The sequence below is a fragment of the Dactylosporangium sp. NPDC049140 genome (assembly GCF_040648435.1).
Genome location: NZ_JBEZDS010000039.1, coordinates 50,881 through 73,229 on the forward strand (window position 1 = coordinate 50,881; position 22,349 = coordinate 73,229).

Genomic DNA, 22,349 nt, shown 5'->3' on the forward strand with positions numbered 1-22,349 from the left:
GGCGTGCTGGCGGGAATCCGCCACGACCTCGGCGACGACCAGGCGGCCGAGCAACTCGCGCGGGACGGCCTCGAACTGATCCGTCAAACCGCCGACGCCTTCAGCGAAGCCGAGATCCTCAACCAGCTCGGCGCGATCCTCCTCGCACAGCACCGCCCCGACGACGCGGTCGCCCGCCACACCGAAGCCCTGGACATCGCCACCGCCATCGACTCGGGCAAGCAGCAGGTGGAGGCCCTCATCCGGCTGGCCGCGCCGCCGGACCAGCGCGATTGCGCGACGCCCGGGCGACTCGGGCCGTCGCGCTGGCCGACCGGCTGGGCTACCGGCGACTGTCGGCGGCCGCGCGCGCCCTGCGGCACGAGACGCCGAGATCGCCCGGCTGCGGGCCGAGGTCGCTGAACTGCGGGTGGAGAAGGAAATCCTGCGGAAGGCAGCCGCCTATTTCGCGAAGGAGATGGATCGGTGATCAGCCGCTTCCGGTTCATCTCCGCCCACCGTGCCGCCTACGGCGTCAAGCGGCTGTGCCGGCTGCTGGCGGTGTCCCGGTCCGGGTTCTACCGCTGGATCGCCGCCGAACCAGCCCGCCGCGACCGCGCAGCGGCCGAGGACCAGCTCGCGGCACAAATCGCCGCGGTGCACACCGAGTCCGGCGGCACCTACGGCTCACCGCGGGTCACCGCCGAGCTGCACGCTCAGGGCGTGCGGGTCAACCGCAAACGGGTCGAACGGGTCATGCGCCGCCGGAGCATCACCGGGAAACATCTACGGCGCCGCCGGCGCACAACGGTCCCGGACCCGGCCGCGCCGGCGGTGACGGATCTGCTGCGCCGGGACTTCACCGCCACCATGCCGGATCAGCGCTGGTGCGGCGACATCACCTACCTGCGCGTCGGGGCCGGCTGGCTGTTCCTGGCCACCGTCATCGACATCGCCACCCGCCGGCTCATCGGCTGGTCGATCAACACCCACATGCGCACCAGCCTCGTCGTCGACGCCCTCGAGGCCGCGGTCGCCGCTCGCGGCGGCCACGTCGCCGGCGTCATCTTCCACACGGACAAGGGATCCCAGTACGGCAGCGCCGCCTTCGCCGCCGTCTGCGACCGCCACGGCGTGCGCCGCTCGACCGGGCGGACCGGCACGTCGTATGACAACGCCCTCGCCGAGGCGTTCTTCGCCACCCTCAAACGCGAACTCGACGTCGACCGCCGCACCTGGGCTCGCGAGGCCGACGCCCGCCGCGACGTGTTCCGCTGGATCGCCTTCTACAACCACCGCCGACGCCACTCAGCCCTCAGCTACCACAGCCCCACCGACTACGAACGAACCCTCACATCGACTACCCTGCAACAGATCGCGGCATAACCCGGTGTCCACATCCCGGGGGGAAGCCCATCTGGACCGATGGCTGTCTCTGCCAGTAAAGGTTGTCCACTGCAGGTGCCGGGCGTCGGTGTCAGCTCCTTCGGGCCGACCACCGGCCTCAACTCATCCCGACCATCGCGGCGACCAGCGCCGCGATCAGAATGTCGACGCTGGATGGAGTCAGCAACCGGCGGGCGACGGCCCGATCGCCATACCGTTCGCCCAGCCCGGCGCGCAGCCCGCTCAGTATCACGCAGGTCAGTAACAGCCCGAACCCGCTGAAGAACACGCTCCGCACGGTCCGCCCAGGCACCAGGTTGACCACCACCAGGCCGGGTATCGTCCAGGCGACGCCCAGTATGCCCCAGGCCCATGCCCGCACGAAGTTGACCAAGTACACGGTCGACCCGTCGGTCGGGCGCTCCCGCGCCTCGGAGGCGACCTCCGCGGGTGTATCGGCGAGCTTGAGTAGCCGTTGGAGAGGCCAGGCAAGCAGCCACACCACGGCTCCTCCGGCGTCGCGCAGCGCCCGTGGGTCACGTCCGTTCGTCACGACGGTCAGTCTTACCTCATGAGTCGAGTCGGGACGTACCGTGAAACAACCCGTCACGGTGAACCCAAACTCACAGACACACCTCGGCACGCCGACGGGTGAAGAACGCGAATTCGGATCAGATTCAATGACAAAACACTGCGTCACGATCTCTGGCTCGCACCGCCCGGCGCTCCGGTCGGTGCCATCGAATCTGATCCGCCCAGGTCACTGCGTTGTCAGCGATCCAACTTCGCTGACAACGGACAGTGGCTGTCTTCTCATGGCGTGCCTGGCAGCAGCGCCAGCACGGCGAGGATGCTGGCCAGGAGGAGCATGAACGCGCCGCCGATGCCGGTGACCGCGGCGAGGCGCTCGGGGGAGCGTACGAACCACTCTCGGGCGGTTCCGGCGACGAGCGCGATGGCGGTCCCGACGGTGAGGGTCGCGAGGATGAACACGCAGCCGAGGATGGTCATCTGCACGGGCACGAGCACGCGGTCGGCGACGATGAACTGTGGCAGCGCGGCGATGAAGAACACCGTGGACTTCGGGTTCGTGATCCCGACGAGGAATCCCTGTCGCAGGATCGCGGACCTGGCCTGGCAGCTCGGCGTGTCGCGTCCGACGGTCCGCGAGGGTGTGCACCTGCTCGTCGACGCGGGTGTTCTCGAGGTTCGCCCTGGCGCCGGGGGCACCGTGGTCACCTCGGACGAGCTGCCCTTGGACACCGCGCTGTCCGCTGCGTCGATCACGATCGGGGAGGTGGCCGGGGTGCTCGAGGCGCGGCGGCTGCTGGAGGTGCCGGTCGCGAAGCTCGCCGCCCGGTACGGTCGAGACGCCGACTTCACCTTTCTCCAAGGCACGATCGATGCGATGCGGGAACGACCCGACGACCCCGACCGCTTTCAGGCCCTGGACATGCGCTTCCACATCGGCATCGCCCGGGCCACTGGCAACGGGACGCTCCTGCGGCTGGCCAAGTAGCTGACCGGCACGCTCTGGGCGGCTAGGCGCCTGCTGCCCGGCTACGGACTCGACGACCCCGAGTTCACCCTCGACGTCCACGCCCGCACGCTCACCGCGCTGATGAGCCGCGACACCGACGCCGTCACGCGCGTCATGGACGAGCACCTCGCGCACCTGGAACACGCGTGGCAGCGGGAGGCCCAGCGGACAACCCTGCGCAGCCGCCCCGACCTCGAGAAGGAGCCCACCCGTGACTAGCCGGACGCCGTCGCCCGACCGGATCGTCGTCGTCGTGCGCGACGACCTGCCCGCCTGGCGAGCGGTCAACGCCGCCGCCGTCCTGAGCCTCACGCTCGGCACGCGCCTGTCGGAGGTCACCGGGCCGGGCATCACGACGGCCGACGGCGTGGACCTCGGACCCCTCAGCAGGCACGCGATGCCCGTGCTCGTGACCGGCAGGCAGGCCATCGACGCACTGCATGCCGCCGCCCTGCAGGATCCGGACGCGGTCGTCGTCGCGCTCGACGAGGCGATGCTCTCCACGAATTCCTACGACCAGTACGCGGAGGCCATCCGCGGCAAGCCCGCCGCGGCGTTCGCGTGCTTCGCCCTGGTCGTCGCCGGGACCAAGAGCGCGGTGCGCAGGTTCACGCGCGGGCTCACGCTCTACGGGGCATAGCCATCAGGACGTCGATTCGGGTCAGGGCGGCAACCGGTCTCACTCGGGGAATCCACGGACCTGCCGCAGACCGTCGCCCATAACCAAGCGACCGACATGGCGTCGGTGACCTGCAAGTTATCCGGCATGTCTGGTCCCACCTCGATCGGGTGGATTCGATGTTCGGCAATTTCGGGCCCACCTCGAACGGTGGGAGCATCGGCGGGTCTGGACGGGAGCCCGCCGATGCCGCCGATGTCGAAGGTCGACCTGTTCGCGGCGATCCGACGGGACTCCCGCGCCGGCCTGTCCGTGCGTGGTCTGGCCCGCAAGTATCAGGTCAGTCGCCGCACGGTCCGTTCGGCGCTGACGTCGGCGTGGCCGGCGCCGCGCAAGCCGATGCCGCCTCGGCCTTCGAAGCTGGACCCGTTCAAGCCGGTCATCGACGACATCCTGCGCGCGGACCTGGACGCACCCCGCAAGCAGCGGCACACCGTGAAGCGGATCTATGACCGGCTGATCGACGAGCACGACATGCATGACGTGTCCTACCAGGTTGTTCTCGCCTACGTCGCGGACCGCAAGCCGAAGATCCGCGTCGAGGCCGGCCGGGGACCGGCCAACGTGTTCTTCCCGCAGACCCACCGGCCGGGCGCGGAGGCCGAGGTCGGCTTCGGCGAGGTCGCCATCAACCTGCGCGGTGAACTGGTGACCTGCATGTTGTTCGCGTTCCGGCTGTCCTTCTCCGGCAAGGCCGTCCACAGGATTTTTGCCTCAGGTGGCAGCGAGGCATTCCTGGAAGGCAACGTCCACGCGTTTACCACACTGGGAGGTGTTCCGACCGGCAAGATTCGCTACGACAACCTGAAGGCGGCCGTCGCCCAGGTCCTCGGCTTCGCTCGGCAGCGGGTCGAAACTGCGCGATGGACGGCGTTTCGTTCGCACTTCTCGGTCGATCCGTTCTACTGCCAGCCAGGTTTGCAGGGGGCTCACGAGAAGGGCGGTGTCGAGGGGCAGATCGGCTGGTTCCGCCGCAACCACCTCGTCCCTGTTCCCGAGGTGGAGTCGTTCGAGCAGCTCAACGCTGTGGTCGACGTCTGGGACCGAGCTGATGACGCCCGGCGCATCGGCAGCCGGGCCCACGCGGTCGGGGAGCTGTTCGCGATCGAGCAGCCGCTGCTGGCGCCACTGCCGGATGAGCCGTTCGAGACCGGCCTTTGGCTGGGCCCGCGCGTCGACCGCTACAGCCAGGTCACCGTCCGCACCAACCGCTACTCGGTGCCGGCGCGACTGGTGGGCCGGCAGGTCCGGGTCCACCTGCACGCCTCCCACCTGGTCATCTACGACGGCCGCACCGAGGTTGCCCGGCACGACGGTTGATGGCCAAGAGCGGCGCCCGCCTGGACCTGGACCACTACCTGGAGGCCTTGCTGCGCAAACCCGGCGCGCTGCCCAGGTCCACCGCGCTCGAGCAGGCCCGCGCCGCCGGCAAGTTCACCCCCGTGCACGACGCCTGGTGGGAAGCCGTCCGCAAGGCCCACGGCGACGCCGCCGGCACCCGCGCCCTGATCGAGGTTCTGCTGCTACACCGGCACATGCCCCACGAGCACGTCGTCGCCGGGCTGGCCGCCGGCCTGCAAGCGGGCGCGTTGACCGCGGACGCGGTCGCGCTGCAGGCCCGCAAGTTCGCCGAGACCGACGACCGTCCCCAAGCGGTCGAACCGGGCCGGCCCGCCGGCAAGGTCGTGTCGTTGACCGAGCGCCGCCTCGCTCAACTGCCGGCCGACACCCGGCCGCCGCCGTCGGTCGCCGCCTACGACCAGTTGCTCCGCCACCGTCGCACCGCAGAAGGGAACAGGCCATGACCCGTCATCGAGGACTCACCGAACAGGCCGCCGACGCGGCGATCGATTCCGCCTGCCGGCTGCTGCGCCTGCCCACCATCCGTGGTCAGTTCCCCGACCTCGCCGAGGCCGCCGCCCGCGACCAGATGACCTACCGCGGGTTCCTCGCCGAGCTGCTCATGGCCGAGTGCGACGACCGGGCCCGGCGCCGCTCCGAACGCCGGATCAAGGCCGCCGCGTTCCCGCGGGACAAGAGCCTGCGCGCGTTCGACTTCGACGCGAACTCGAACGTCGACCCGGCCGTGGTCCACACCCTGGCCAGCTGCGATTGGGTTCGCAAGGGCCTGCCGCTCTGCCTGATCGGTGACTCCGGCACCGGCAAGAGCCATCTGCTCATCGCCCTGGGCACCGAAGCCGCCATGGCCGGCTTCCGGGTCCGCTACGTGCTCGCGACTAAACTGGTCAACGAGCTCGTCGAGGCCGCCGACGAGAAGATCCTGGCGAAGACGATCGCCCGTTACGGCCGCGTCGACCTGCTTTGCATTGATGAACTTGGGTATATGGAACTTGATAAGCGCGGCGCTGAGCTGCTCTTCCAAGTTCTGACCGAGCGGGAGGAGAAAGCCTCCGTCGCGATTGCCTCAAATAAGGCTTTTTCGGGCTGGACGAAGACGTTCACCGATCCGCGGCTCTGCGCCGCGATCGTCGACAGGCTCACCTTCGGCGGCAACATCATCGAGACCGGCACCGACTCCTACCGGCTCGCCAAAACGCGCCACCAACTCGCCAACACCAGCAAATGAACCACCCACCAGCCTCCGTCATGGTCGTCTACGCGCTCACCGAACCCGTCGACGACTCCGACGCACTCACGCCGCTACCCGACTGGATCACCGCTGACCCCGTCCCCCGGACCCAGTGGGCCCTGCAGGCCGCCCTCGCCCTCGTCGACGTCGCTGACCATGTCCGATGGGATGGCGAGATGCGCCACCTTCCCTCGGTCGGCGCGGTCCTCGCACCGCCGGAATCGCATCCCTACCTGGTGGTCAAGCAGGACAACAACGGCACCACCTTCGTGATCAGCGATATCGAGATCGCCGGGGTCGCCGGCGTCGTCGAGTACGCCGCGCACGCGATCCGCCGACCGATCGGCGGATGGACCCATCCCACCAGCCACGACATCCCCGCGCTGCCGCTGCCCGGCACCACCGTCGTCGTCACCCGTCCGGACGCTGCTCCACCGTTCTAACGTGACCTCGGCGAAGTCCCGCAACCGCAGAGATGGGCCCCAAGGTCAGCAACACTGATCAAGAAAAACCGCTCGACCCGGGCCCCAATGCCGCGAACATCTGGGCCCCGTTCACACGGACGAAGCCACCACGAAGCGCGGCTGCACCACGGCACCGCGGATCTGGACGATTCGGCTCACCCCGGACGTTCTGGTGACCAGACCCGCCTGGGGTAGCGCATACGGGCGCGTCATCGGTCTGGCGGTCGATCCGCCAGTCGAGCGCGACGCTGGGTACGGCCGGATGCTCCTCGACGTGTTTACCGGCGCTGGTGAAGCCCGCTGACGCCCGGCCCGACACCGTCGACACCTTGGCTGACGTGACGGCCGCGTTCGGGCTCGGCCCAGTGCGCAGTGTGGACGTGCTGGCAGCGGGCACGATGAACCGCAGCTGGCGGGTGACCGCGGCCGGCGGGGTGGCGGCGGTGAAAGAGGTCCTCGACGTTGATGTGGCCGCGGCGGTAGGCCACCGCCTGTGCGGCGCTGGCTGGCCGGGCCTGCCCGTGCCGGCGCCGTTGTCGACGTCCGGCAGGGCTGTCCGCACGTAGTCTGACCGGGTCGCCTCAATGATCTTGGATTTCTGCGGGGGCGAGGTCGTACAACAGCCTGCCGGTGAGTGGATCCTGGCCGTACCGGTCGCACAGTTCCGCGAGCACGTCCTCGTGCGCGAGGCCGACGTTCATCACCGTGTCGTTGCCGGCGTAGTAGATGACGATCGTGCCGTCGGGGCGGCGCACGAGGCCGCAGCAGAAGACGACGTTCGGCACGTGCACGTAGTCGGTGTCGGCGACGCGGCAGTCGGCCCGCGACGGGAACAGCACCGGGATGCTTGACATGCGTACCCGGCGAGGATCGTCGAGGTCGTGCAGCGCCACGCCGAGCACGTACGGGTTGCCGTCCATCGTCGTGCGCACCCCGTGGAACACGTTGAGCCAGCCGTGACGGGTGCGTACTGGCGGCGCGCCCGGCCCGATCTTGTCGGCGAAGGCGCTCGGGCCCGCGCCGGTCCGCATGATGGGCTCGTCGGCGATCTTCCACGGCCCGGTCCGGAAGTCCTCCGCGTAGCCGATGCGGACCTGCGTGAACGCGCCGCCCGTGTCGCCGGCGCTGACGTCGTTGGGCCGGAACAGGCCGACGTACCTGCCGTCGATCCGCTCCGGGAACAGCACCACGTTGCGCATGTCGCGGTCGAGCACCGGCCCGTACCGGGTGAACGTGGTGAGGTCGTCGGTCAGCGCCAGCGACACACGTACCCGGTTGCGGATTCCGGCGTGGTAAGCGCTGTAGGTGACGGCGAACGTGTCCTCGACGGGGTTGATCCGGGCGTCCTCGACGCCGCCGGACTCGATCTCCACGATGTCCTGCCAGTCGATGCCGGCCGCGTACAGGTCGCCCTTGGTCGCGGGGGACAGCACCGGCCGCGGATGGACCACCCACCCGGAAACGCCGTCCGGGCTCGTGGCCAGGCCGAGGACGCTGATCCCGCAACGCAGGTGCGACCGGAACAGCAGCACGGTCTGGTCCGCCGCCGCCGCCGCGCCGGCGTTATGCACCGTCACCACCTGTAGGTGCGGCTCCTGCCACACGACGTTGACCTGGTGTGCCGTCAGGATCGGGTTGGCCGGATACCGCAGGACGGGCGTGTTGAGCGACACGACCCCCGCTGTCCCGTCACCGAACTCCACCTCGCGCGTCGTCACAGCGTCTACGGTCTCACCCTGCGGGCGGCTCGCGCGGCGTTATCACGAACTGCGAGCGAACGGTGCGCCCCGCCGCCCGCACGCTTACGCGACGTCCCACCTGGACGAACTCAACGAGATGGGAGCAGAATCCGGACCGCCATCGCCGCCGCCTGAGGAGAATCGAGGGCATGACGAACGAGCTGGTGGCTTTCATCGAGGCACGGCTGGCCGAGGACGAGTCGATCGCCAGTATGATCTCGGCCGGCGGCTATGCACCGCAGGTGTGGAGCGTCAAACCGGACCAGCCCGGCGGCTGGCGAGAGATCCGACCGTCCGACCGTACGATCATCCAGGACCCTTCGCAGGCGCGCGACGAGGGCGGTGAGCCGGTCGCGGTCGTGCCGGGCAGTCGCAACCAGCACACCCATATCGCCCGTCACGATCCCGCCCGGGTGCTCCGCGAGGTGGAGGCCAAGCGGCGGCGGCTCGAGCGACACAAGCCGAGCTATCCAAGCGGTCAACTCGAGTACGGCAAACACTACGAGGTGTACCGGCGCGAGGACGGCAAGGCGATCGAGGTGCTGGTTCAGGACGACGAGCCGCGCGAGCCGAACTGGTGCCGAACCTGTAATGAGCCCGCGCCATGCCGGGAGCTTCGCAACGACGCAACGGTGTGGTTCGACCATCCCGAGTACCCTGAATGGGCCGTATGAGCCAGGGCCGGATCGTCGCTCAGCGGGGGAACTCAAGCGGGGGTCGAACGTCGCCAGGGCGGCCTGCAGGTACGGCATCAGGCGGCTGAAGTTCTGCTCGCGACCGTTGACGTGGATGGTGAGCCGCCGGCCGTCGGGCAGGATGACGACGCGGTTGGCGAAGTGCATGCGGACGCGGCCGCCGTAGCTGCCCTCCCAGTCCACGGCGAGGCCGGCTCGGTAGGTGACACGGGCCTGAGTGCGATGCGCTGGTAGCTCTCGCGTTCCGGGATCAGTAGCACGTTCTCCGGAGTGGCGAGCAACTGCGCCGGGTCCTTGATTTGCTGCTGCCGCCGTAGTCGACGGTGAGGATGCCGTCCAGGGGGATCCTTGCCGAACAGCTTCACGTACAGCAGGCCGCGGTCGGCCCATTCGTCACCGCCGAACGGCTTGGGGACGGCAAGGGTGAAGCCGTCGCCGGAGAGCGTCGTCGAGCCGGCCGGAGCGGGCTGCACCCCTGTGCCAGCGCCACCCAGGCTCCCCCATCGGGCAGCTGCTGCGCGACTACGACGCGTTCCGACGAGCCGGTGCCCCCGACCTCGACACCGCCGAGCACCTCGCCACCCATGCCGCCGACGCCATCGACGACCTCATCCACCGCCACCACACACCCGCACCAACCCGGTGAGCCCGCGATGGTCGTCGTCTACATCGACGGCGTCGACGGCACCGGCAAAACCACGCTGATCAACCAACTCATCCGCTGCCACCCAGCCGACGTCACCATCACAGCCCCACCGCTGTGGACGTACCTGCCCGCAGTGCCCGTACCGGCGGCGTTTTCGACCTGGGTCACCACCACACCAGCCGCTACCGTCGCCGCGGATCTGCTCGCCGCGCAGCGCACCCGGGTGGCTGACCTACGCTCCGGCTCCGGGCACCGCGGCGCGCGCGGCAGACCTCCGCGACGAGGTGGAGTTCATCAACGCCGCGAAGCGCGGCAACCTCAGGCCGGTCAGCTACGTCAAACCGATCGGTGAGAACAACACAGTCATGACGCGCTCGAGCCGCAATGGCGTGGCCGGTTGAACGTCTCGGCTGGTTAAGCTGTGCGCATGGTGGCCGGGGCGGAGCGCGTCACCGTCCGGTCCGTGCTGTTCGATCTGGCGGTGGCCGGCGGCGTGGCGATGTTGACGGTGCCATACGTGTACCGTCCGCATGTCCTGTTCGGGGCGGCGATGGCGGTCGCCGTGGGTTTCCGCCGCTTTCGCCCGCTGGCGGTGATGCTGGTCCTCTCGGCCCTCGCTCTGGGTCATCTGGTGATCCTCGGGCGGCCCGACCCGACCAGCTTCGACATTGCGGTGCTGATCGCGATGTACTCGGTGGTCAAGTACGCGCCGGTGCTGTGGCACGGGTTCGTGGCCGCGGGCATCGTCGCCGTCGGGCTGGTCATCGAGCAGGTCCGGCACCTCACGTCCCGGTGGTGGTACTCGGCCCTGCTGCTGTTCGGCTTCTGCACGGCGGTGTGGCTGGTCGCATACACGTTGCGCACCCGCCGGCGGTATCTGCGCAGTCTTGAGGAGCGGGCGGCGACGGCGGAGCGGGAGCGTGACCACCTGGCGCAGCTGGCTCTGGCCGGCGAGCGGGCGGGGATTGCGCGGGAGCTGCACGACGTCGTCGCCCACACCCTCGCCGTGATGGTCGTGCAGGCCGAGGGGGCCAGGTACGCGCTCGCGGACGACCCGGCCCAGGTCGAGGAGGCGCTGCGGACCATCGCGGCGACGGGCCGGGACGCGGTGGGCGACATGCATCGCATCGTCGGGGTGCTGCGCGGCGACGGGCCGGCGGTCGACCCGGATCGGGGCGTGGCGACGATCGGGCAGGTGCTCGTGCTGGTCGAGCGGGCGCGGTCGACCGGGCTGGCGGTCACGTACGAGAGTGTCGGCGACCCGCCGGACATGTCGGCGGCGGAGGAGCTCACGGTGTTCCGGGTGGTGCAGGAGGCGCTGACGAATGCGATCCGCCACGCCGGCGCGGAGGCCAAGGTGGCGATCCGGTTGGAGTACAGTCCGCGCCTGGTGAGGATCAGCGTGATCGACGACGGGGGCGGCCGGCTCGCGAGCTCCACGGGCGCGGCCGGGCACGGGCTGATCGGGATGCGGGAGCGGATCGCGGTGCACGACGGGCAGTTCAGCTCCGGTCCTCGGTTCGGCGGCGGCTGGCAGGTGGACGCCACGCTGCCGGTGCAGGAGGTGACATGAGCGCGGCCGGGACCACGATCCGGGTGATGGTGGTGGACGATCAGCCGCTGGTGCGGGCCGGGTTCCGGATGGTGCTCAAGGCACAGCCGGACATGACCCTCACGGCCGAGGCCGGCGACGGGGCAGAGGCGCTGCGGCTGTTGCAGGGGAAGCCAGCCGACGTGGTGGTGATGGACATCCGGATGCCGGTGATGAACGGCATCGAGGCGACCCGGCGGCTGTGCGCCGGGCCGGGCGGGCCGCGGGTGCTGGTGCTGACCACGTTCGACACGGACGCGGAGGCGTTCGCGGCGCTGCAGGCCGGCGCGAGCGCGTTCCTGCTCAAGACCGGGCCGCCGGAGGAGTTGCTGGCCGCGATCCGGATCGTGGCCGCCGGTGACGCCGTGGTCGCGCCCCGGATGACGCGCCGGCTGCTGGACCGCTTCGCCGGGCAGTTCGCGCCGCCCCGGCCGGCCCAGGCGGCGCTGGCCGGGCTGACCGAGCGTGAGCAGGAGGTGTTGCTGCTGGTGGCCCAGGGACTGTCCAACGCCGAGATCGCGGCCCGGCTGCACATCGTCGACACGACGGTCAAGACGCACGTCGGGCGGATCCTGACCAAGCTCGACCTGCGGGACCGGGTGCAGCTGGTGGTCCTGGCATACGAGACGGGCATGGTCCGGCCCGCCGCGCCGGGCTGAGCGGGAGCGCCGCCCAGCCCGGTTGACGGACTGCCTACGTTTCGGCCATCGCCGACACGATCGACGCGCTCGCGGCCCGGCGGGCCGGCAGGACCGCCGCCACGATCGCCGCCAGAGCGGCGACGGCGAGCAGCACGAGCAGCTGCCCGTACGGGAATCGGATCAGCGGCTGGATGGTGGCGAACATGGTCCGGGCGGTCAGCCATCCGTAGGTGACGCCGAACCCGATCCCGACGAGCGCGCCGACGAGCGCCATCAGGCATGCCTCGTACAGCAGAGTGGCCCGCAACTGGCCCCGGGTCAGCCCGAGCGCGCGGGCGAGCGCGGACTCGCGGGTGCGTTCGAACACCGACAACGACATTGTGTTCATGATCCCGATAAGCGCGATGAGCATCGCGAACGTGAGCAGCGCGGCGACCACCCCGATGAGCTGGTCGACGGTGCTGGTGATTTCGTCGCGCCAGCTGGCGATGCTGTTCACCGCGACCGCCGGGTAGTCGGCCAGGTCAGCGTCGACGGCGTTGCGGGAGGCGTCCGGCGGGACGCCGGCGGCCGCCTTAATGAGCACCATGTCGTCGCCGCCGGCCGGTCGCAGGGCGGTGAGGTCGTCCCACGAGACGAGCGTGTCGCCGGTGCGCGCGGTCCCGGCGATCAGCCCCACGACGGTCAGGTCCAGCCGCTTGCCGGCCGAGCTGACCACCGCGATGTGGTCGCCGAGCCGGTGGGTCCGGTTCTCGGGCGCGCCGGTGAACAGGATCACGGTGCCCGGCCGAAGGTCGTCGAGGGAGCCGGCGGCCATCGGGAAGGCGGCCAGCGTCCGCAGCGCGGCCGGGTCGAAGCTGCCCAGTTGGGTGCGGCTGCCGTTGCTGGTCGCCGTGTCGAGGCGCACCTCGCCGACCGCGCCGAGGAGACGGTCGGCGCGGAGCCTGGCCACGGCGCCGGGCGGCACGCTGACGTCCCGCTGGCCGGTGTCGGCTGGTTGCAGGATGAAGTCGACCGGATAGTGCGAGACGAGCTGGGCGGTCGCCGTGGCCTGGATGGTCGCGGTGAGCACGACAGCGCCGGCCATCAGGCCGACGCCGATCATCAGCGCCGCGGTCGTGGCGGCGGTCCGGCCTGGGCTGCGGCGGGCGTTCGCGGTGGCGAGCCGGGCCGGGGTACCGAGGATCCGGCCGGGCAGCCAGCCCAGCGCGGCGATCAGCGGCCCGACGTACAGCGGCGACAGCAGCACGACCGCCAGGAACGCGACGACCCCGCCCGCCACCACTTGCAGCGTGCCGGTCTTCGGATCGGTGCTCTGCTCGCCCCGGACGGTCAGCGCGACACCGGCCGCCGCGGTCAGCACGACCACCACGGTCAGTAAGATCCGGTTCCCGCGCGACCCGACCCGCGCCGACGGAACCGCCCGCAAGGCGGCCAGCGGCGGCACCCGGCCGGCCCGGAACGCCGGTACGAGCGCGGCGGCGACGGTGACGACCAGGCCGACGACGACGGCGACGACGACCGGGGTGGCCGTGAGCACCAGGGCATGGCTGGGCAGGGCGGCGCCGAGCGCGTTGGCCCCGCTGAACATGCCGTACGCCACCGCGAGACCCAAGGCGAGTCCGGCGATGCCGCCGACGAGCCCGACCGCGGCGGCCTCGAGCAGCACCGAGGCGAGCACCTGGCCGCGCGATCCGCCGATGCAGCGCAGCAGCGCCAGCTCCCGCAGCCGCTGGGCGATGAGGATGTTGAAGGTGTTCCCGATCACAAACGCCGCCACCACCACGGCGATCCCGGCGAAGATCTGCAGCACCGTGAGGAACGTGTCGACCTCGTGCACGGCATTGGTGGCGATGTCGTGGCGGCGCTCGTCGCCGCTCTGCACCACCGCGTCGGACGGCAGCACCGCCCTGGACCGGCGGAGCAGGTCAGGCGGGGTGGCGCCGGCGACGGTCGCGACCACCTCACGGTAGCCGCGAGCCCCAGCGATCGCGGTCATGTCCGCCTCGGTGAGCACGACGACCGAGCGGTCGGCGTACTCCTTGGCCGCGCCGAAACCGACCACTCCCACCAGCCGCAGCTCGTGGCGCTGCTGCGCGGTGTCGAGCACGACGATCCGGTCGCCGACGGCAAACCGCAGCCGCTGCGCGCTCGCCTCGTCCAGCGCCGCCTCGCCGGCCGCGGCCGGGGGCCGGCCGGCGGTCACGTCGTATCCGCGCAGCCGCGGGTCGTCACCCCCCGACAGCGCCACGCCCGACTGCCCGAAGTTGGTGACAAGCCGCCCGTTGCGGTCCAGCAGCGGCAGCGGCTCACTCATCCGGCCGACGACGACGCCGATCCCGGCGACCGACCGCAGACGGTCCACTGTGGACGTCGGCAGTACCGGTTCCACCCTGGACTTCTCGCCGCCGCGCGCCGGCGGCGGCTGCACGCTCAGGTCGATGTTCTGCGCGGCCCGCGCGTACTCGTCGTACAGCGCGGCCTTGGCCGTGTCGCCGAAGACCAACGCGCCGGCGACGAAGCCGACACCGAGCACGATGGCCAGCGCGGTCGCGACCATCCGCCAGCGCCGGGCCCGCAGGCCCGCCAGGGTCGTCCGCAGCATCTCAGCCCCCCAGCCGCTTGAGCTGGTCCAGCACCGCGTCGGCGGTCGGGTCGGCCAGGTCGGCCGCGAGCCGCCCGTCGGCCAGCAGCAGTGCCCGGTCGGCATGCCCGGCCGCGACCGGGTCGTGCGTCACCATGACGACCGTCTGCCCGAGCTCGTGCACGCTGCGGCGCAGCAGGTCGAGCAGCTCCGCGCCGCTGCGCGAGTCCAGGTTGCCGGTCGGCTCGTCGGCGAACACGACGTCCGGCCGGGGCAGCAGCGCTCGCGCGCAGGCGACCCGCTGCTGCTGGCCGCCGGAAAGCTGCGACGGCGTGTGCCGTAGCCGGTCGGCCAGCCCCAGCACCTCGACGATGTGCGCGAACCAGGCCGCGTCGGCGCGGACCCCGGCCAGGTCCAGCGGCAGCCGGATGTTCTGCTCCGCCGTGAGCGTCGGCAGCAGGTTGAACGACTGGAACACGAACCCGACGCTGACCCGCCGCAGCCGGGTCAGCGCCCGGTCGGACAGCCCGCCCAGCTCGGTGTCGCCGATGCACACCGTGCCGCCCGTGACCGCGTCGAGCCCGGCCGCGCAATGCATCAGGGTGGACTTGCCCGACCCGGACGGTCCCATGATCGCGGTGAACCGGCCGCGCTCGAACCGGACACTCACCCCGTCCAACGCCCGGACCTCGGTGTCCCCGGACCCGTACACCTTCACCAGATCGGTCGTCCGCACCGCCCACCGGCGCGGCGGAGCCTCTGTCGTCAACGTCATGGCGCACCCCTCGTGATCAGGCCGACTGCCCCTGACGCTAGGCGCGAACCGGTCGCCGGACATTGACGCCAAGCACTCATCCGGCCGTACTGCTGAGGTAGTACATCGGCGCCGGCATACCGCTAAGGTCGGACGTCGCGGCGCGGTGTCAGCGCACCGGTGAGGGCGAGGTAGCCGTCCTCGATGGTCGGTTCGACCGGCTGGGCGCCCTCGACAGGTGCGGTGCGCGACAGGAGGCGGTAGCGGGTCCGGGCGCCCTCGGGCAGCGCGGAAACGACGGTGGTGCCCGGCGGTGGGTCGGTCGCGGTGACGCTCCACACGAGACCGTTCGCGGTGGCGGTCAGCGCCCGGGTGGTGCCGGTGAACCGCAGCCGCCCCCCTCCCAGCACGCCGACCTGACCGGCGGTTTGGGCGACGTCCTCGACGATATGCGTGCTGAGCAGCACGGTCCGTTCGCCTGCGAGCCGGGACAGCAGGATGCGGAAGCGGACGCGCTCCTGGGGGTCGAGCCCGGCGGTCGGCTCGTCCACGATGACCAGCCGCGGGTCGCCGAGCAGGGCTTGGGCGATGCCGACGCGGCGGCGCATCCCGCCCGAGTACGTGCGAAGCTTGTCGTCGGCGGGTCCGCTGAGATCGACCAGCTCGAGCAGCGCGCCGACGTGGCGGCGACGCTCGGCGGTACGGTCGACGCCCTTGAGCAACGCCAGGTAGTCGAGGAACTCCCGGGCGGTCAGGTCCGGATAGACGCCGAAGTCCTGCGGGAGATATCCAAGTGTGCGCCGCACGGCACCGCGCCCGGCGCGCGTGGACAGCGGGTGCCCGCCGACCTCGACCCGGCCCTCGGTCGGCTGCAGCAGTCCGGCCAGCAGGCGCAGCAGCGTCGTCTTGCCGGCCCCGTTTGCGCCCAGCAGGCCGAACATGCCACCCGGGATCTCGAGGTCGAGGCCGTCGAGGGCGCGCTTGCCCCGCCGATAACGCATCGTCACGCCGCGCACGGCGATGTCCATCATCGTTGGCTCCTAACGGTTGCGTCGGCGCAATGCGACGGCGGTGAGAACCGCGGCCGCGACGGCGAGCATCAGCGCGATCTGCAGCGCGGCGGTCGCGGGTGAGGGCGCCGGGCGGATGGCGTTCCACGCGGCCCCGGGGACCGGCCCGGCGAAGCCGACCACGCCGCCGTGCGGTCCGTGATAGCCGAGGAAGACGTCGATGGCGTAGCCGCCGGTGGCCGACAGCACGCTCTCGACCGGCCCCGGCACGGCCTTCGGCGGGAGCAGCCAGCCCAGCCACAGCCACAGCCCGACGAGCAGCACGCGGGACAGCGTCACGGGCAGGACGAGCGGCAGGCACAGCGCGACCGCGCCGAGCATCGCCAGCCCCGGCACCAGCACCGTTGCGGCGCCGAGCAGGGCCCAGAGCAGAGCGGCCGGCGCGCCGTGCACCGCCGCGTAGGCGATGGCACCGCCGAGGTACAGCAGCCCGATCGGGGCCGCCGCAGCCAGGCAGCTGCCCGCATACTTGCCGGCGAACCGCGCTCCCCCGCCGGCCGGGCCGGCGTCGAGCACCTCGCCGACGTGCAGGACGGTGTCGCGCGACGCCCGGTCGGAGACGAGGAAGGCGTAGACGACCGGCGGCACGATCACGCACGTGACCGCCACGCGGGCCATCGCCACGCGCGGGTCGGGTTCGCTCCACGCCACGCCGTACCCGCTGATCGTGAACGTCATCGCGGCGCCCAGCGCGGAGGCGATCCACAGCGCGGGGCGGCGGATCTGCATGCGCCACTCGTACCGGCAGGCGGCCGTCCACACCTTCATCGGGCACCGCCCGCACGCAGCAGGGCCGCGGTGCGGCCGAGCGCGAGCCACGCGCACAGGCCCGCGCCGGCCGCCAGTGCGAGCAACACGATCCGGTTCACCGGCCAGCTGCCGGGCCGCGGGTCGGTGCTGTCGAAGAGGTACACCACGCCCGGGACCCGGTCGGCGCCGACCCGCTCGAAGAGCCAGGTGCAGGCGACCACCGCGGCGGCCGCTGCGGGCTCGCGCAGCAGGGCGGCGGCCAGTAGCCCCCACGCGGCGAGCGCGGCGGCCGGCGCGAACCAGACCAGCTGCCCCGCGGCGACGCCGTGTGCGGCGCTCCAGCCCAGCCGCAGTACCACGTCGGCGGCTACCGCAACGAGTACCCCGGCGGCAAAGACGGCGGCCGCTCGGCGGGCCACGGTCGCCCGGTAGGCGGTGGGCAGCGCCAGCTGGACCTCCAGCACGGGATCCCGCCCGACGAGCGTCGTCACGCCGACCCCCACGGCTAGCGGCACGCCCATCTCCTCCAGGTCCCCCAGGCCCGCCGGGACGGCGCCGGCCCGCCCGACCGCGGCGGTGATGAGCGCGACGAGTGCCGCGCAGAACAGCGGCGCGCACAGGACCGGCCACCCGGCCCGGCGCGCCTCGTGGGTCCACAGTCGCCATCGCATATCGGGGTAGTGGCCCATCCGCGTCGAACGGTTCACCGGCGGGCCGGATTCCGGCGCCCGGCGGCGTAGACGGCGTAGGCGACGGCGACGGAGGCGGCCGCGTACGTCCAGACACCGCCCGACCACACGGCCAGCACGAGCCCGCGCACCGGCGCGGTCAGCTCGGCCACGGCCAGGCGCCCCGTCCAGACCGTCGCCACGATGACCAGCGCCGCGCCCGCGTCGCGATGGACGGCCGCGACGAGCGCCAGCGCCGCCAGCAGCGCCGCCCCCGCGCCGGCCGCGCCGAGCAGTCCCGGCACCGGCAGCGCCACGAGCACGTCGAACGCCACGACCAGCGCGACCCGCACGGCGAACACGAGGCGCGCCGAGGTGGCCGTTGCCCGGATGAGCTCGTCGGCCGGCCCGGGCTCCGCCACCGTCGCCACGCCGGCCGCCAAAACCAGCGGAAAGACCAGCGGAGCCGAGCCGGGCAGCCGCACGGCCGCCAACGCCGCGCCCGCCATCCCCAGCGCGCACACCAGCCAGGCCGCCGCCGGGATCAGCCGCAGCTGCGCCGCCGCCAGCCGCACCGACAGCAGCCACCGCCGCCCCGCCGCCACCCGCGGCCGGTCCGCCAGCAGCGCCGCCGCGACCACGTCCGGCACCGGCCCCGCCATCGCGGCGAGCGCCCGCCAGCCCGCCACCTCGACGGTGCACCGCGCACACCCGGCGACGTGCGCGGCCACTCCGGCGTCGACGCGTGCGCCGGTGGCGTACTCAGGAAGATCGTCGAACGGGTGCATCACTCCTCCTCGGCCAGCATCGCCACGACCGCCGCCCGGGCGTGGAACAGGCGGCTCTTCACCGTGCCGACCGGCACGCCCAGGATCGCCGCCGCGTCGGCCAGCGGCAGCCCGCCCACCAGCACCAGCGCCACCACCTCCCGGTGGTGCTCGGGCAGCCGCGACACGGCGGCCGCGACCGCGCTGCCCCCGGCAGCCAGCACCGCGACCTCCTCCGGGCCGGGTGCCGGGTCGCGCAGCTCGTCGGCCAGCTCGGCCGGCGGCGGGTCACGACGGCGTAGACGCTGCGCGGCCTGGCGCCGGGCGATGCCGAACAGCCAGGTCCGCACGCTCGACCGGGCGGCGAAGCCGCCGGCGCCCCGCCACACGGCCAGCAGCGTGTCCTGCAACGCCTCTTCGGCGCTGCACCGATCGCCGAGCAGCCGCACCAGGACGCCGAACAGCGCCCGGCGGTGGCGCTCGGCCAGCCGCGTCAGCGCCGCGCCGTCGCCGCGCGCCACCCGCGCGAGCAGATCCTCGTCGGCCTCCATCGACAGGATGGTTGCACCGCAGCGGCCAAAGGTTCACCAATCGACGGCCCAACCGCGACGACCAGCGGAAACAATCAGATCAGGCCGGCTTTGTAGGCGGCTATGACCAGCTGCGCCCGGTCACACGCGCCGAGCTTCGTCCGCAGATGGCCGATGTGCGCCTTGGTCGTGGCCATCGAAATGTCGACGACCGTCTCATCGCCTCCCTGATTCGGGACCGGGGGCTGGGGTGGCTGGTGGAGACGGCCGCTGAGGTGGGCATCGAGCTGCCGCCGTTGACGGTGCTGGCGGCCCGGCTGCGTCAGCCGTGGACGCAACCGGGCATCATCGAATTATGCGGATGCGAAGCTTCTGGGGCGTGCGGCTGTGGCCAGCGGTCCTGCTCGTCTGGGTAGTCCGGCCTGCCGTCGTGGCGTTGCCGTTCGCAGGCGTCTGGATCACCTGGATGGCCACCAGGAGCTGGGTCGCGGTGATCTTCGTGGCGGTACCCGACGTCGGCCTGGTGTGGGGGGCACTTCTACTCGCGGCCGAGTTGCCGGAGTGGCTGCCGCACGGGGTGTTCCTGCGCTACGAGATCGCCGCTGGCGAACACCGCGAGCACAATCACGCCTGGCTGGCCAACGATATCGCCCGCCGCGACCCCCGCCGGGCCGAGCGGATGCTCCGCCGCGGCACGGCGGGCGGCGGCCTAATGCAGTGCGTGGAGCTGATCCGGCTGTTGCGCCGCCAGGATCGCGCCGGCGACCTCAACGCCCTCCTGGCCGACCTCGCGGCGACGGGCAAGCTCGAGCAGCTGAGGCATGCGGTGTGGGAGTTCCGCGACGAGCCGGCGATCGCCGCCCCGCTGAAGGGCGGCGTGGCCGCCCGCTCGGACGACGACCTGGATCACGAGCTGGCTGCCGCGCTGCTGGCCGACATCGGGGCGTTCGACGAGGCAACGGCCGCGCACGGCAACGCGGTGCGCAAGCGGGCCGGGCGCGATCCGGGCGAGGCGTCCGTCGAGGCGCTGCTGCGCACCGCTTGGGCGCTGTCGCGCGCGAAACGGTACGCGGACGCGGAGCGCGTGCTGCGTGCCGGGGGCAACGACCGCGAGGTACGGGACCTGCTCGCCTCCGTGGTGCGCCAGCGCGGAACCTCAGCTCCCGCCGGTTCGTGAGGTCTGTCTTCTACCCGTGTCGAGGGCCGCGCGCGTCGAATGATCGAGCCCCAGGCCAGCATGACGGGCCTTGGGGCTCTACTTCACGCCTTCCGCGCATGATGCCGATGTGCAGCGCCGCGCAGGCGACGGCGTGGGCGCCAGCCGCTCGGCCAGTTCTCAGCCGGCGCGCACCTCGATGAGGCCGTCCACGGAAATCGAGAGGGTGAAGGCGAGCGGATCGAAGTTCTGGCTGTTCGTGACGTACCAGTGCGTGCCGGAGAAGACCGCCCGGTAACCGTCGGTACGGTCCTCCCGCTCCAAGCAGCACTCGGCGTGGATGTGCCAGTAGGTCTGCACGACCTCCGCCTGCAGCAGGAACCGAACCACCTCACGGTGGTCGACCGTCCTGACTGCCGCGGGCGCCAGCCGGCCGATCACCCGCTGCTCCCCCGGCTGTATCCGGGGGACGTCCACCCGGACCAGCGGGGAGAACACCGCCGCGTCGACGACGCCCTCCGGGGTGAAGCCGCTGCCCACCGGCGGCGGCGGCGTGGACCACAGGCCGGGCCCGCCGGGTACGGGCACGGACGCGCCGACCTGCAACGGGATGTATGAGGCTGGATCGATGTGCGCGGCGGGCACGAACTCCCAGCGATCGTGCGGCCGCAAGATCCCGGCTGCGCCCAAGACGTCCCAGACGTTGCGCTCGACATGGTGGCGGCCGATGGTCAGGTGCTCCAGGCAGTCGTGCCCATCTCCGGGTTGGCGCATGGCCGACTGTAACAGGCGTCCAACGTCGCCTGCCTGAACGCGTGCTGGTCCGGCCCGGCGGCGTCGGAGCAGCGGGTGAGCGCAGGCCGCGGCGGCCACGAGCGACGCGACGAGCGCGACGGTCGTGCGCCCAGCCAGCGGCTGGGCCGTGTTCCCGCACGGCGCCGGGTTGCGCCACCGCATCGATGCGATCGGGTGGGTCCGGAAGTCGCGAACACAGAAACTGGCCGCCGAGCCGTGGGACCGGAACTATCAACAAACGGGACCGCACTGACGCACATAACCAGGACGGTGATCGGCCATTCGTAGACCCCGGCGCCGACTTCTGGACCGGATTCGGATCGACGGTGCGTGTGGAGGAGGTTGCGTGGCGCCAAGCGACCGCGGAGCCGTCTGCCTTCGACTCCTCCGAGCGACCCCGGGGCCTCAGGTTCATGCGGAGGAGCAACGGTGCTTCACCGCCGAGAGACCGACGTTCAGGGCCGACACCGTGGGATCCGTAGCCAGAAGGCGGGGCCATGTTCGCGCCACGCTCGTCGCCGCTGCCGGCGAGCCGACCACTTGCTGCAGGAACTCACGAATGTCACATGTCCGATGAAATGCTGCGTATCAGCGTTGCACTGCGATGAGACAATCGAGCTCGAGGTAGCGGCCCGTTCATGGTGTACGGCTCTGCCGGAGGAGAGATGGAAATCGCTTCACTGACGAGCGTCCTAGCGCTCGTCGTGTCCGTGGTCGCGCTTGTCGTCACGAGCCGCATCGCCGCACGGCAAATCAGGTCTGCGCGGGTCTCGAACGAGACTGTGGTTGCGCTTGACTGGTTAACTCGCGAGCTCATAAATGATGCTTTTCTGGAGAGCGAGGCCTATGTACTTGATCGCCTCGCCGAAGAGGAGTCGGCGGAGCTTGGCGTGTCCGGACTGCCGACGACAGCACGAATTCATGTACTCCGCGTGGGCAGGTACTACGCTAGCCTCGGACATCTCGTAGTATTCGGAGTGGTTGATGAGCGATTGATCTTGAGTCTAGTCCACCATCGAATCCGTACCGCCTGGATAGCGTGTAAGCCATTTGTCGAAGCCGAACGGAAAATTCGAGGGGCGCCTTTCTTCGCGTTCTTCGAACACATTGCGGCCCGCGCCTCAGAAGTGAATATTCCTCGCATTCATGTTGACCTGGGGCTGCGGAGTTTCGTCGATGCCGCGGGCCCTGTCGGGCTTACAGGCGATCAACGGGCGGTTCAGCCAGGCGATTGAAGTACCTTGCAGGGGCAGTCGCCGAACATAGTCTTAAATTTGGGCAACCCCGCAAGATCGCATTCTCGCTCTTCGGCATAATCAGCGTCC

At 71.0% G+C, this 22,349-nt stretch carries 25 protein-coding genes and 1 pseudogene; 15 read left to right on the plus strand and 11 right to left on the minus strand.

Going from position 1 to position 22,349, the window contains the following annotated elements; all coding sequences use genetic code 11:
• The first annotated feature begins 3 nt into the window (after positions 1-3).
• Positions 4-402, plus strand: a complete 399-nt coding sequence (locus AB0B76_RS42170; protein WP_360386410.1) for a tetratricopeptide repeat protein — start codon at positions 4-6, stop codon at positions 400-402.
• A gap of 63 nt (positions 403-465) precedes the next feature.
• Positions 466-1,365: an IS3 family transposase gene (locus AB0B76_RS42175; RefSeq protein ID WP_360386413.1), complete on the plus strand. Its 900-nt coding sequence runs from the start codon at positions 466-468 to the stop codon at positions 1,363-1,365.
• 118 nt (positions 1,366-1,483) lie between these two features.
• Here AB0B76_RS42175 and AB0B76_RS42180 read toward each other — a convergent pair whose 3' ends face one another.
• Together AB0B76_RS42180 and AB0B76_RS42185 are read right to left on the minus strand one after the other, a co-directional pair.
• On the minus strand, positions 1,484-1,867 hold the full coding sequence (locus AB0B76_RS42180; RefSeq protein WP_360386415.1) for a hypothetical protein: 384 nt from the start codon (positions 1,865-1,867) through the stop codon (positions 1,484-1,486).
• 311 nt (positions 1,868-2,178) lie between these two features.
• Complete coding sequence (locus AB0B76_RS42185) at positions 2,179-2,487, minus strand: LysE family transporter (RefSeq protein WP_360386580.1); 309 nt, start codon at positions 2,485-2,487, stop codon at positions 2,179-2,181.
• Between AB0B76_RS42185 and AB0B76_RS42190 the strand changes: the two genes are divergently transcribed.
• From AB0B76_RS42190 to AB0B76_RS42220, 7 genes and pseudogenes are all read left to right on the plus strand, one after another.
• Positions 2,429-2,884: an FCD domain-containing protein gene (locus tag AB0B76_RS42190; RefSeq protein ID WP_360386417.1), complete on the plus strand. Its 456-nt coding sequence runs from the start codon at positions 2,429-2,431 to the stop codon at positions 2,882-2,884. The two genes, AB0B76_RS42185 and AB0B76_RS42190, sit on opposite strands and share 59 nt — an antisense overlap.
• Before the next feature lie 102 nt (positions 2,885-2,986).
• Positions 2,987-3,124 carry a hypothetical protein gene (locus tag AB0B76_RS42195; RefSeq protein WP_360386419.1) on the plus strand — a complete coding sequence of 46 codons (138 nt, stop codon included), beginning with the start codon at positions 2,987-2,989 and terminating at the stop codon, positions 3,122-3,124.
• Positions 3,117-3,545 (plus strand): DUF2000 domain-containing protein, encoded by a 429-nt coding sequence (locus tag AB0B76_RS42200; RefSeq protein WP_360386422.1) that lies wholly within the window; start codon positions 3,117-3,119, stop codon positions 3,543-3,545. The genes AB0B76_RS42195 and AB0B76_RS42200 overlap by 8 nt, the downstream gene beginning before the upstream one ends.
• A gap of 234 nt (positions 3,546-3,779) precedes the next feature.
• Positions 3,780-5,389, plus strand: a pseudogene (istA, locus tag AB0B76_RS42205) (IS21 family transposase).
• Positions 5,386-6,171, plus strand: a complete 786-nt coding sequence (istB, locus tag AB0B76_RS42210) for an IS21-like element helper ATPase IstB (protein WP_360386425.1) — start codon at positions 5,386-5,388, stop codon at positions 6,169-6,171. The pseudogene istA and the gene istB overlap by 4 nt, the downstream one beginning before the upstream one ends.
• Before the next feature lie 20 nt (positions 6,172-6,191).
• Complete coding sequence (locus AB0B76_RS42215; protein WP_360386428.1) at positions 6,192-6,617, plus strand: hypothetical protein; 426 nt, start codon at positions 6,192-6,194, stop codon at positions 6,615-6,617.
• Between the two features lie 350 nt (positions 6,618-6,967).
• Positions 6,968-7,204, plus strand: coding sequence for a hypothetical protein (locus AB0B76_RS42220; RefSeq protein ID WP_360386430.1), 237 nt, complete (start codon positions 6,968-6,970; stop codon positions 7,202-7,204).
• A 15-nt stretch (positions 7,205-7,219) separates the two neighbouring features.
• Here AB0B76_RS42220 and AB0B76_RS42225 read toward each other — a convergent pair whose 3' ends face one another.
• A complete protein-coding gene (locus tag AB0B76_RS42225) occupies positions 7,220-8,356 on the minus strand; it encodes a hypothetical protein (RefSeq protein ID WP_360386432.1) in 1,137 nt (378 codons plus the stop codon).
• Between the two features lie 170 nt (positions 8,357-8,526).
• Between AB0B76_RS42225 and AB0B76_RS42230 the strand changes: the two genes are divergently transcribed.
• The 4 genes from AB0B76_RS42230 (at position 8,527) to AB0B76_RS42245 (ending at position 11,968) form a co-directional block, all read left to right on the plus strand.
• Positions 8,527-9,051 (plus strand): DUF6221 family protein, encoded by a 525-nt coding sequence (locus tag AB0B76_RS42230; protein ID WP_360386435.1) that lies wholly within the window; start codon positions 8,527-8,529, stop codon positions 9,049-9,051.
• A gap of 674 nt (positions 9,052-9,725) precedes the next feature.
• Complete coding sequence (locus tag AB0B76_RS42235; protein ID WP_360386438.1) at positions 9,726-10,070, plus strand: hypothetical protein; 345 nt, start codon at positions 9,726-9,728, stop codon at positions 10,068-10,070.
• Between the two features lie 75 nt (positions 10,071-10,145).
• On the plus strand, positions 10,146-11,291 hold the full coding sequence (locus AB0B76_RS42240) for a sensor histidine kinase (RefSeq protein WP_360386441.1): 1,146 nt from the start codon (positions 10,146-10,148) through the stop codon (positions 11,289-11,291).
• The gene (locus AB0B76_RS42245; protein WP_360386443.1) at positions 11,288-11,968 is read left to right on the plus strand and encodes a response regulator transcription factor; all 681 of its coding nucleotides are present in this window, start codon (positions 11,288-11,290) and stop codon (positions 11,966-11,968) included. Before AB0B76_RS42240 ends, AB0B76_RS42245 begins: the two co-directional genes overlap by 4 nt.
• A gap of 34 nt (positions 11,969-12,002) precedes the next feature.
• Here AB0B76_RS42245 and AB0B76_RS42250 read toward each other — a convergent pair whose 3' ends face one another.
• The 7 genes from AB0B76_RS42250 to AB0B76_RS42280 all read right to left on the minus strand — a co-directional run bounded on the left by AB0B76_RS42250 (position 12,003) and on the right by AB0B76_RS42280 (position 19,094).
• Complete coding sequence (locus tag AB0B76_RS42250) at positions 12,003-14,555, minus strand: FtsX-like permease family protein (RefSeq protein WP_360386446.1); 2,553 nt, start codon at positions 14,553-14,555, stop codon at positions 12,003-12,005.
• Between the two features lies 1 nt (position 14,556).
• Positions 14,557-15,309: an ABC transporter ATP-binding protein gene (locus AB0B76_RS42255; RefSeq protein ID WP_360386449.1), complete on the minus strand. Its 753-nt coding sequence runs from the start codon at positions 15,307-15,309 to the stop codon at positions 14,557-14,559.
• Positions 15,310-15,431: 122 nt separating this feature from the next.
• Entirely contained in the window at positions 15,432-16,319 is an 888-nt protein-coding gene (locus AB0B76_RS42260; RefSeq protein WP_360386452.1) for an ATP-binding cassette domain-containing protein, read from the minus strand.
• A gap of 9 nt (positions 16,320-16,328) precedes the next feature.
• Positions 16,329-17,126, minus strand: a complete 798-nt coding sequence (locus AB0B76_RS42265; protein ID WP_360386455.1) for a hypothetical protein — start codon at positions 17,124-17,126, stop codon at positions 16,329-16,331.
• The gene (locus AB0B76_RS42270) at positions 17,123-17,779 is read right to left on the minus strand and encodes a hypothetical protein (RefSeq protein WP_360386458.1); all 657 of its coding nucleotides are present in this window, start codon (positions 17,777-17,779) and stop codon (positions 17,123-17,125) included. The genes AB0B76_RS42265 and AB0B76_RS42270 overlap by 4 nt, the downstream gene beginning before the upstream one ends.
• A gap of 32 nt (positions 17,780-17,811) precedes the next feature.
• A complete protein-coding gene (locus AB0B76_RS42275; RefSeq protein WP_360386461.1) occupies positions 17,812-18,564 on the minus strand; it encodes a hypothetical protein in 753 nt (250 codons plus the stop codon).
• Positions 18,564-19,094 (minus strand): sigma-70 family RNA polymerase sigma factor, encoded by a 531-nt coding sequence (locus AB0B76_RS42280; RefSeq protein ID WP_360386463.1) that lies wholly within the window; start codon positions 19,092-19,094, stop codon positions 18,564-18,566. The genes AB0B76_RS42275 and AB0B76_RS42280 overlap by 1 nt, the downstream gene beginning before the upstream one ends.
• A 334-nt stretch (positions 19,095-19,428) precedes the next feature.
• Here AB0B76_RS42280 and AB0B76_RS42285 point away from each other — a divergent pair, with 334 nt between their 5' ends.
• Complete coding sequence (locus AB0B76_RS42285) at positions 19,429-20,250, plus strand: hypothetical protein (RefSeq protein ID WP_360386466.1); 822 nt, start codon at positions 19,429-19,431, stop codon at positions 20,248-20,250.
• Between the two features lie 159 nt (positions 20,251-20,409).
• Here the strand turns inward: AB0B76_RS42285 and AB0B76_RS42290 are convergent, their stop codons facing one another.
• Positions 20,410-21,003: a hypothetical protein gene (locus AB0B76_RS42290; protein ID WP_360386469.1), complete on the minus strand. Its 594-nt coding sequence runs from the start codon at positions 21,001-21,003 to the stop codon at positions 20,410-20,412.
• Positions 21,004-21,662: 659 nt separating this feature from the next.
• Between AB0B76_RS42290 and AB0B76_RS42295 the strand changes: the two genes are divergently transcribed.
• Entirely contained in the window at positions 21,663-22,259 is a 597-nt protein-coding gene (locus AB0B76_RS42295; RefSeq protein WP_360386472.1) for a hypothetical protein, read from the plus strand.
• The last annotated feature ends 90 nt before the right edge of the window (positions 22,260-22,349 follow it).

Coding starts and splice junctions, on each gene's coding strand:
- AB0B76_RS42190 (WP_360386417.1), top strand. CDS start 2,429: ATGAAGAACACCGTGGACTTCGGGTTCGTGATCCCGACGAGGAATCCC.
- AB0B76_RS42195 (WP_360386419.1), top strand. CDS start 2,987: ATGAGCCGCGACACCGACGCCGTCACGCGCGTCATGGACGAGCACCTC.
- istB (WP_360386425.1), top strand. CDS start 5,386: ATGACCCGTCATCGAGGACTCACCGAACAGGCCGCCGACGCGGCGATC.
- AB0B76_RS42215 (WP_360386428.1), top strand. CDS start 6,192: ATGGTCGTCTACGCGCTCACCGAACCCGTCGACGACTCCGACGCACTC.
- AB0B76_RS42230 (WP_360386435.1), top strand. CDS start 8,527: ATGACGAACGAGCTGGTGGCTTTCATCGAGGCACGGCTGGCCGAGGAC.
- AB0B76_RS42235 (WP_360386438.1), top strand. CDS start 9,726: ATGGTCGTCGTCTACATCGACGGCGTCGACGGCACCGGCAAAACCACG.
- AB0B76_RS42240 (WP_360386441.1), top strand. CDS start 10,146: ATGGTGGCCGGGGCGGAGCGCGTCACCGTCCGGTCCGTGCTGTTCGAT.
- AB0B76_RS42245 (WP_360386443.1), top strand. CDS start 11,288: ATGAGCGCGGCCGGGACCACGATCCGGGTGATGGTGGTGGACGATCAG.
- AB0B76_RS42250 (WP_360386446.1), bottom strand. CDS start 14,555: ATGCTGCGGACGACCCTGGCGGGCCTGCGGGCCCGGCGCTGGCGGATG.
- AB0B76_RS42255 (WP_360386449.1), bottom strand. CDS start 15,309: ATGACGTTGACGACAGAGGCTCCGCCGCGCCGGTGGGCGGTGCGGACG.
- AB0B76_RS42260 (WP_360386452.1), bottom strand. CDS start 16,319: ATGATGGACATCGCCGTGCGCGGCGTGACGATGCGTTATCGGCGGGGC.
- AB0B76_RS42265 (WP_360386455.1), bottom strand. CDS start 17,126: ATGAAGGTGTGGACGGCCGCCTGCCGGTACGAGTGGCGCATGCAGATC.
- AB0B76_RS42270 (WP_360386458.1), bottom strand. CDS start 17,779: ATGCGATGGCGACTGTGGACCCACGAGGCGCGCCGGGCCGGGTGGCCG.
- AB0B76_RS42275 (WP_360386461.1), bottom strand. CDS start 18,564: ATGCACCCGTTCGACGATCTTCCTGAGTACGCCACCGGCGCACGCGTC.
- AB0B76_RS42280 (WP_360386463.1), bottom strand. CDS start 19,094: ATGGAGGCCGACGAGGATCTGCTCGCGCGGGTGGCGCGCGGCGACGGC.
- AB0B76_RS42285 (WP_360386466.1), top strand. CDS start 19,429: ATGCGGATGCGAAGCTTCTGGGGCGTGCGGCTGTGGCCAGCGGTCCTG.
- AB0B76_RS42290 (WP_360386469.1), bottom strand. CDS start 21,003: ATGCGCCAACCCGGAGATGGGCACGACTGCCTGGAGCACCTGACCATC.
- AB0B76_RS42295 (WP_360386472.1), top strand. CDS start 21,663: ATGGTGTACGGCTCTGCCGGAGGAGAGATGGAAATCGCTTCACTGACG.